7 protein-coding genes and 1 pseudogene are annotated in these 6,577 nt (G+C 71.7%); 4 read left to right on the forward strand and 4 right to left on the reverse strand.

All coding sequences use genetic code 11. The annotated features are described in order from the left end of the window. Window positions 1–545: pseudogene (locus tag ACXJKG_RS18235) on the forward strand (PKD domain-containing protein); the annotation flags it as partial. Window positions 546–565: 20 nt separating this feature from the next. Then, window positions 566–1,321, forward strand: a complete 756-nt coding sequence (locus tag ACXJKG_RS18240; protein ID WP_456847159.1) for a CDP-alcohol phosphatidyltransferase family protein — start codon at window positions 566–568, stop codon at window positions 1,319–1,321. On the opposite strand, the gene ACXJKG_RS18245 is transcribed toward ACXJKG_RS18240, so the two are convergent. From ACXJKG_RS18245 to ACXJKG_RS18260, 4 genes are read right to left on the reverse strand one after another with little or no spacing between them, the layout of a single operon-like run. After that, complete coding sequence (locus ACXJKG_RS18245; RefSeq protein WP_456847160.1) at window positions 1,295–2,344, reverse strand: glycosyltransferase family 4 protein; 1,050 nt, start codon at window positions 2,342–2,344, stop codon at window positions 1,295–1,297. The genes ACXJKG_RS18240 and ACXJKG_RS18245 overlap by 27 nt on opposite strands. A 1-nt stretch (window position 2,345) precedes the next feature. Beyond that, complete coding sequence (locus tag ACXJKG_RS18250) at window positions 2,346–3,215, reverse strand: hypothetical protein (RefSeq protein ID WP_456847161.1); 870 nt, start codon at window positions 3,213–3,215, stop codon at window positions 2,346–2,348. Window positions 3,216–3,220: 5 nt separating this feature from the next. Continuing rightward, window positions 3,221–4,327: a Gfo/Idh/MocA family protein gene (locus tag ACXJKG_RS18255; protein WP_456847162.1), complete on the reverse strand. Its 1,107-nt coding sequence runs from the start codon at window positions 4,325–4,327 to the stop codon at window positions 3,221–3,223. Beyond that, on the reverse strand, window positions 4,324–5,460 hold the full coding sequence (locus ACXJKG_RS18260; RefSeq protein ID WP_456847163.1) for a DUF1972 domain-containing protein: 1,137 nt from the start codon (window positions 5,458–5,460) through the stop codon (window positions 4,324–4,326). Before ACXJKG_RS18260 ends, ACXJKG_RS18255 begins: the two co-directional genes overlap by 4 nt. 241 nt (window positions 5,461–5,701) lie before the next feature. Here ACXJKG_RS18260 and ACXJKG_RS18265 point away from each other — a divergent pair, with 241 nt between their 5' ends. Next, window positions 5,702–6,148 (forward strand): adenylyltransferase/cytidyltransferase family protein, encoded by a 447-nt coding sequence (locus tag ACXJKG_RS18265; protein ID WP_456847164.1) that lies wholly within the window; start codon window positions 5,702–5,704, stop codon window positions 6,146–6,148. A 212-nt stretch (window positions 6,149–6,360) separates the two neighbouring features. Continuing rightward, window positions 6,361–6,577, forward strand: a 217-nt coding sequence (locus ACXJKG_RS18270; protein WP_456847165.1) for a hypothetical protein, incomplete at its 3' end; no start/stop codon positions are given.

The raw sequence follows: 6,577 nt of genomic DNA on the forward strand, positions 1-6,577 counted from the left end.
CGGTGGGCTCGGGCACGGGGGCGATGCCGCTCGCCGCGGCCGGGGGCGTGCTCAGCGCGGTCCTGCCCGGCGCGAGCTCCGCGTCCCTGCGCGAGCAGGTCACGTTCTCGCTGGACAAGCGGCCCGCCGGCTCCGGCGGGTGGGTGCTGGTGCGCGGCCGGCTGGTCGACGGCGCGGGGGAGTACCGGCTGAAGATCGCGCTGTCCTCGGGCGGCGGGGTCTCGGCCCGGCTGTTCCGGACCGACGCGGGCGGCGCCGAGACGGCCGTCTCCAGCGCGGTCACGGCCACGGGCGTCACGTACACCACCGGCACCGCGCTGGCGGCTGCGTTCGAGGTGGTGGGCACGTCGCCCACCACGCTGCGCGCCAAGGTGTGGAACGCCGCGCAGGCCGAGCCCGCCGCGTGGCTGGTGCAGGCCACCGACGCGACGGCCGGTCTGCAGGCTGCCGGATACACCGGTCTGGCTGCCATCCTGTCCTCGTCGGCGTCCAACGCGCCGGTCGTGGCACGGTTCGACAACTACACGATCACGGCGGTGCCGTGACTGGGGGTCAAGTGGACGACGTGACGACCGCACCGAGCTACCGGGAGATCGTGGCGCGCCTCGCCGCGGCGCAGAAGGCCTCGCGCAACGCGCCGGCCTACTCGCGCTGGGTGAACCGCCCGCTGGGCCGGCGGATCGCCGCGGCCGCCTACCTGCGGGGGATGACCCCGGACCAGGTCACGGGCATCAGCGCGTGCCTGACGGTGGTCGGGCTGGCGTTCCTCGTCACCGCGCAGCCCGCCTTCTGGGTGGGTGTGGTCGTCTCGCTGGCTCTCGTGCTGGGGTACGCGTTCGACTCGGCGGACGGGCAGCTGGCCCGGCTGCGCGGGGGCGGCTCGCCCCGCGGCGAGTGGCTCGACCACGTGGTCGACTCCGCCAAGAACGTGTCCGTGCACCTGGCCGTGCTCGTCGCGTGGTTCCGGTTCGCGGGCGAGCGGGTGTTCTCGTGGGAGGGCGACACCCTGCTGCTGGTCCCGCTGCTGTTCGCCATCGTGTCGACCGTCTTCTTCTTCGCCATGACGCTGACCGACCAGCTGCGCCGGCTCTACGGCGGCAAGCCCACGTCGACCTCGGCGGAGGCCATCGCCGCCAAGGCGCCCGTTATGGCCTCGCTGATGACGCTGCCGAACGACTACGGGCTGCTCTGCGTGGCGTTCGTCCTGGTCGGCCTGCCCGCGGTCTTCGCCCCGTTCTACACGCTGTTCCTGCTGGCCAACGTGGTGTTCCTGGTGGTCGGCCTGCGGCGCTGGTCAGGCGAGCTGCGGGGCAAGGGCTGACACGACGGCGTCGCGCAGCCGGCGCGTCACGTCGGCCCAGTCGGGCGCGACGAACGCCGCCGGGCTGACCGTCGGCGCCTGCAGCGCGGCCGCGATGGCGTCGACGTCGAGCGGGTCGACGTAGGCCGCGCTCGTGCCGAGGTTCTCGCGCATCACGGGGATGTCGGCGGCGAGCACCGCGCAGCCGAACGCGAGCGCCTCCACCGGAGGGAGCCCGAAGCCCTCGTCCAGCGAGATGTACACGAACAGGCCGGAGTTCTTGTACAACCAGGCGAGCTCGCCGTCGTCGACCCGTCCGAGGAAGCGGATGGCCCCGGACGTCACGGCGTCGCGCACGTCCGGACCCAGGTCGGCGCGGGCGCCCTCGGGCTCGCCGACCACCAGCAGGGGCCGCGCGGCGGTGATCGCCCCGGACCGGGCGGCGGCCGTGAACAACCGGCCGAGGTTCTTCCGTACGTTGAGCCGCCCGACGCTGAGCACGAACTCGTCGACGTCCACGCCGGCCGGCCGCCGCGGTTCCGCCGTCGCCAGCTCCGTGCCGACGGCCAGGCCGATGGGGACGACGGGGGCGATGCCCCTGTTGTGCGACGCGATGCGCTCGGCCTCGTGGTGCGAGCTCGTCGCGACGACGTCGGCCCGACGCAGCGTCCACGGCACCAGCTGCAGGTACGCGCGCTCGGGCACGGTGAACCACTCGGGGTTCGTCTGGAACATGACGTCGTGCACGAACACGGCGCTGCGGCCCGTCCACGGCGTGAAGTTGTGCACCACCGCGATGTCGGCGCCCACCTTGCGGGCGATCCTCGGGTAGTCGACGACCGACGCGACGCCGTGCGGCCACAGCCTCGTGCCGACCAGGTCCACGCCCGGGGGAGCCTCGACGTCGCCGAGGACCTTGTGCGGCACCACCATCGTGACCCGGTCGTCGAACAGGTCGACCCAGTGCCGGATGATCTCCCGCTGGACCTGCCGGTTGGAGATGGGCCCGGCGGCCCACCAGTAGCCGTCGACGAGGACGTGCACGTCAGTCCCGGTCGGCCCAGAGCTCGTCGACGATCTGGCGCGTCGACCGGATGTTCGCCCGGCTCGACGCACCGAACACGATCGACTCGACGTTCGGCAGCCCGCACACCCACTCGAGCGCCTCGCGCGGCGGGATGGCCCCCGACGCGAGCACGGACATGGCGATCGGCCGGAACTTCTTCTCCTCGAGCACGCGCTCGTACTCCGCGATGCCTCCCGACATGCGGAAGCCCAGCTTGTTGATGCTCGAGCAGACGATGGGGTTCACGACGCCCACCCGCTCGAGGGCGTCCAGCAGCATCGGCAGGTTCATCGTGATGAAGCCCGGCTCCGCGTCGTACCGCTTGCGCACGTGGTTGGCGAAGATCGCGAAGGCGTCGTCGAACCCGAGCCCCAGCAGCAGGTCGACCACCACGTTCTGCAGGAAGATCACCGGCGTCGACAGTCCGCGGAACATGGTCATCTCCGCGTCGACCAGCAGCGTGATGAGGCTCTCGACGTCCTTGCGGGCCAGGGCCTTGCCACCGCGCATCGCCGAGTCGAGGAACCCCTCGTCGGGCAGGAAGCGCCGGACCGCGCCGAGCATCCCGTCCTCGGCCATCGCGTTGGCGTACTTGTGCGCGTACGGCATGCACGGGTAGAAGGTCGAGGCCGCGGCGCGCGCGGGGTCCGCGCGGACCAGGTCCGCGATCTGCGCGACCCGGTCGTGCGTGGTGCACATGAACGTGGTGACGCCCTCGTCGAACGCGGCGTCGAGGACGTTCATGATCGCGGAGAGGTCCTGGAACTTGATCTCCTGGGCGCGCGCCTTCTCCTCGGACATGTGGTTCACGCCGAAGAACTGGTTGTCGCCGAACAGCAGCTGGTCCATGGCCGTCACCGCTGAGGGAGCAGTCGGCGCAGCCCGGTGCGGGCCGGCGGGGCGGGGGCCTTGCGGACGGGCTGCCCGCCGCCGACCGGGGTCGGCGGCTTCTCGGCGTCGGCCACGATCGCGGCGATGACCAGGTCGGTGTCGGCGGCCGACCGGAACGAGTTCTCGCCCTTGGTCGTGCCCGTCACCACCCGCTGCACGAACGCGTCGACCTGGCTGCTGTACTCCTCGCCGCGCACGTAGAACCAGACCGGCTCCGTGAGATCGGTGGTGTAGCGGACGTTCCAGCCCTGCTCGTAGCCCGGGGGAACCTCGGCCGTGTCGCGCAGGTACACCTGCACCTCCTGGCGGTCGACGAAGATCCTGCCGTGCGTGCCCCACAGAGTGAGCTTGGTGGTCATCTTGCGCTGGGACTCGTCGCTCCAGCTCACGCTGAGCGTCGCGGTGGCGCCGGTCGCCAGGTGCAAGGTCGAGGTGACCTCGTCGTCGGTCTCGCCGGAGAAGACACGGGCCAGGACCGACCCGCTGACGCCCGTCGGGAGTCCGAAGTACCAGGTCAGCAGGTTGAGGGGGTGCGCCGCGTAGTCGTAGAGGCAGCCGCCGCCCTCGGTCCGCTTGCTGCGCCAGGTGGCGCCCTTGGGCTTGAGCACGACGGGCCCGTACGCCTCGGCCAGCACGTGCGTGACGGTGCCGATGGCCCCGGCGTCGAGCAGCCGGCGGACCTCCTCGAACGCCCCGACGAACCGGTAGTGGTAGCCCACCTGCGTGACCAGCCCGAGCTTCTCGGCCCGGACGGCGAGCGCCTCGGACTCGGCGGGGTCGAGGCAGAACGGCTTCTCGCAGAACACGTGCAGCCCGCGGTCCAGGGCGGCGGACACCTGGGCGCCGTGCATGACCGACGGCGTGCAGATGACGACCGCGTCGAGGTTCGCCTTCTCGAGCATCGTGTCGTAGTCGGTGTACGTGGTCATGCCCGTGTTCTTGCCCAGCACGGACAGGACGTACGCGGAGGTGTCGCACACGCCGGCGAGCGTGACGTCGGGGTGCGCGTTGAACATGGCCAGGTGGGACAGGCCCATCTTGCCGAGGCCGACGATGCCGACGCGGATCATGCCGCCACCCCCTGTCGCGGAGCGCGGTCCTTGGCCGGCAGGTGCCGTTCGAGCAGCTCCTCGTACTGGCCGGCGACGTGGGCCCACGTGAACTCCGCCGCGTGCCGCTTGCGGGCGTTCTCGCCCAGCTCGGTCCGCAGCGCGTCGTCCGCGAGCAGCCGGGTCAGCGCCTCGTCGGCGTCGTCGACCCCCGTGAAGAAGAGCGCCGCGCCGCCCGCGGTCCACCGGTTGTACTCGTTGTCGTGCGCGAGCACCGCGTTGCCGGCGCCCAGCGCCTCGACCAGCGAGGGGTTGGTCCCGCCGACCGTGTGCCCGTGCAGGTAGGCCGCGCTGTGGAACCGCAGGGCCGTCACGGTCGCCGGGTCGTACACCGGCCCGAGCAGGTCGACCTCGTCGCCCGCGGCCGCCCGGATGGCCAGGTGGTACGGGTCGTCGTGGCCGACGTCGCCGAGGACGGCGAGGCGGAACCCGCGGGGCCGGCGGGAGAAGGCGGTGAGCAGCTCGACGATGGAGTTCTCCGGGATCGGACGCGCGATGAGCGTCAGGTAGCGACCGGGCTCGAGGCCGCGGTCGGTGACGGGGGCGGTCGGCGCGGAGACCACGGTGGGGGCGCCGTACGTGATCGTGGCGATCTTGCGGTCCTTGGCGTGCTTGCGCAGGTACACGGCGATCTCGGGGTGGTCGGCGATCAGGGCGTCGCCCACCAGGCACCCGATCCGCTCGTTGGTCCAGAGGATGGCCTGCCGCACCGGACCCCAGCGCGCCCGGGACCACTCGATCCCGTCCATGTTGATCACCGTGGGGATGCGCTTGAGCTTGTGCCAGGTGTTGAGCACGGCCGTGTTGTAGCCGAACGTCAGGCACAGGTCCCCGTACCGACCGGCGTGGCGGATCACCTTGAGGTCGAACCGGGACGTGCCGAGCCAGCCGTCGCGGGGCTCGGGGATGGTCACCCGCTCGATGCCCTCCCACGTGTCGTACCGCACCGGTCCGGTCCCGGGTTCCTGGCAGTAGACGACGACGCGCCACCCGTTGTCGACGAGGTGGCGCGCGACGTTCTCGGCGGCGGTCTCGAAGCCGCCGTACGCGGCCGGGACGCCGTGCGTGCCGAGGATCCGCACGGTTCTCGTCATCGGCAGATCCTCCTGACCTCGGGGTGAACGGGACGTGAACGGCCAGGAGCCGACCGGGGGAGCACGTCGAAAGTACCCCAATGCGGACATCTCGCTACCACCCTTGTGCAGATTTCGCCCGCTCAGCGGTACCCGAACGGGTGGTCCCGGGCGCGCGGGTGACTTTTGTGGAGAAGGGCGGACATTTCGGACGACCGTTCCTAGACTCGGCACCACGGTCAGGTCGAGCGAGAGGACGCACATGACGGTCGTCGGTTATGCGCCCGGGGTCTACGACCTCTTTCACGTGGGGCACCTCAACATCCTTCGGCACGCCCGCCAGCACTGCGACCACCTCATCGCCGGCGTCGTCTCTGACGAGAACGCCGAGCGTGTGAAGGGCAAGGCGCCCGTCGTCCCGCTCTCCGAGCGGCTCGAGGTCGTGTCCGCGCTGTCGATCGTCGACGAGGCCGTGGCGGAGGTCTGGGGCTCCAAGCGCGAGACCTGGGACCACGTGCGGTTCGACGTCATCTTCAAGGGCGACGACTGGCGCGGGACCCCGAAGGGCGCCGCGCTCGAGGCCTCCATGGCCGAGGTCGGCGTCCGTGTCATCTACTTCCCCTACACGGTGCACACGTCGTCCACGCAGCTGCGCCGTGCGCTCGAGCTCCTGGGCGAGGGGACCGAACCGGAGGCTGCGGCCGTCTGACGCCACCGGGCGCCGGCTGCGGCCGTCTGACGCGACCGCGTTTCTCCCCCGTCGACGGGGAGGGACGCGGTCGACCACGTCCAGGGCCGCCCGGGCTCGATGTCGGACCCCGGACGTAGACTTCTCGCGCACCCCGGCTCCTCCTGGAATCKGGGCGTTCGCGTTGCCTGTGCCCCGGCGCGCGCGTGCTCCGCCGATCGATCAAGGACCTCATGGACCTCACCGGCCTCCTTCCCGCCCTGCTCGCCGACCCGGCCGCCGCCGCGGCGGTGGAGTCCGTCCGTTCCCGCGGCGAGCTCGACGTCGTCGGCCCGGCAGGGGTCCGCCCGCCGCTGCTCGCGGCGCTGGCGTCGGGGCGCCCGCTGGTCGTCGTGACCGCCACGGGCCGCGACGCCGACGAGCTCGCCGCGGCCGTCCGCTGCTACCTGC

Source organism: Cellulomonas sp. P5_C6 (assembly GCF_054049635.1).

Coding starts and splice junctions, on each gene's coding strand:
- ACXJKG_RS18250 (WP_456847161.1), bottom strand. CDS start 3,215: ATGGACCAGCTGCTGTTCGGCGACAACCAGTTCTTCGGCGTGAACCAC.
- ACXJKG_RS18255 (WP_456847162.1), bottom strand. CDS start 4,327: ATGATCCGCGTCGGCATCGTCGGCCTCGGCAAGATGGGCCTGTCCCAC.
- ACXJKG_RS18260 (WP_456847163.1), bottom strand. CDS start 5,460: ATGACGAGAACCGTGCGGATCCTCGGCACGCACGGCGTCCCGGCCGCG.
- ACXJKG_RS18265 (WP_456847164.1), top strand. CDS start 5,702: ATGACGGTCGTCGGTTATGCGCCCGGGGTCTACGACCTCTTTCACGTG.